The following is a 1,401-nucleotide window of genomic DNA, read 5'->3' as shown; positions in this document are numbered from 1 at the left end:
GGGACTGTGCACTGAACGGTGTTTCCGGCTCGACACGCCGGGCTGGGTCCGGCGGGATGGGCACGGACAGTGATGACATCTGGGGCCATGGGGTCTGGACAGCAGAAGACGGATGACGGTGGGCAGCGGCGGTCTGCAGAGCAGGCCGCCGCTGCGGCGATGGTGGCGCAGGCTCGGGAGCGTGGCCTGGCGCTGACTGGCCCGGACGGGCTGTTGAAGTTGTTCACCAAGAATGTGCTGGAGACAGCACTGGGTGAGGAGATGACCGAGCACCTCGGGCACGAGAAGAATCGTGTCGAGCCTGACCGGGAGTCTGCCAACATTCGTAACGGCACGAGGAAGAAGACGGTCACCTCCGAGGCGGCTGGTGAGGTGGAAATCGAGGTTCCACGAGATCGGGAGTCCACATTCGAGCCGAAGATCGTGAAAAAGCGGCAGCGGCGCCTGACTGGTGTCGATGAAATCGTGCTGTCGCTGTACGCGAAGGGCTTGACTACTGGGGAGATCTCGGCGCACTTCACCGAGATTTATGGCGCATCGGTTTCCAAGGAGACGGTTTCTCGGATCACCGACAAAGTCATCGAGGAGATGAACGACTGGGCCAGCCGTCCGCTGGAGCCGGTCTACGCCGCGGTGTTCATCGACGCGGTAGTGGTGAAGGTGCGTGACGGGCAGGTGGCCAACCGGCCCTTCTACGCCGCTATAGGGGTCACCACAGACGGCTGCAAGGACGTGCTGGGCTTGTGGGCCGGCTCGGGCGGCGAGGGTGCGAAGTTCTGGATGAGTGTGCTGGTGGATCTAAAGAACCGTGGCGTCAAAGACGTGTTCTTTCTCGTCTGCGATGGGCTGAAAGGCCTACCAGAGGTGGTGGAGCAGGTGTGGCCCCAGACCATCGTCCAAACCTGCATTATTCACCTCATCAGGAATTCATTCCGCCTCACCTCGAGGAAGCACTCTGATGGCCTGAAGCGCGATCTCAAAGCTATCTACGCCGCACCCAACGTCGGAGCCGCGGAAAACGCACTCGAGGAGCTCGCCGATAAATGGTCAGCGAAATACCCGGCGATGGTCCGGTTATGGCGTAACGCCTGGACCGAATTCGTTCCATTCCTGGACTACGACATCGAGATAAGGCGGATGATCTGCTCGACAAACGCCATCGAATCCCTCAACGCGCGTTACCGCCGAGCGGTACGGGCACGTGGGCACTTCCCAACCGAGCAAGCGGCGATGAAGTGCCTGTACCTTGTGACCCGCAGCCTCGACCCCACAGGGGCCGGAGCTGCGCGATGGATGGTGCGTTGGAAGCCAGTGATCAACGCATTCGCCATCACCTTCGGTGACCGCTGGCCGGTGACCGAGACCTACTAACACCAACCGCCGGAAACACCGTTCGTGTTA

General features: G+C 61.1%; 1 protein-coding gene. It reads left to right on the top strand.

Annotated elements, in window-relative coordinates; genetic code table 11:
- Window positions 1-87 precede the first annotated feature (87 nt).
- Window positions 88-1,371, top strand: coding sequence for an IS256 family transposase (locus ABN028_RS35150; RefSeq protein WP_349699662.1), 1,284 nt, complete (start codon window positions 88-90; stop codon window positions 1,369-1,371).
- Window positions 1,372-1,401 lie beyond the last annotated feature (30 nt).

The organism is Actinopolymorpha sp. B17G11 (genome assembly GCF_040196095.1).
Taxonomy (GTDB): Bacteria; Actinomycetota; Actinomycetes; order Propionibacteriales; family Actinopolymorphaceae; genus Thermasporomyces.
This window is presented reverse-complemented; position numbering and strand designations above follow the sequence as displayed.

Coding starts and splice junctions, on each gene's coding strand:
- ABN028_RS35150 (WP_349699662.1), top strand. CDS start 88: ATGGGGTCTGGACAGCAGAAGACGGATGACGGTGGGCAGCGGCGGTCT.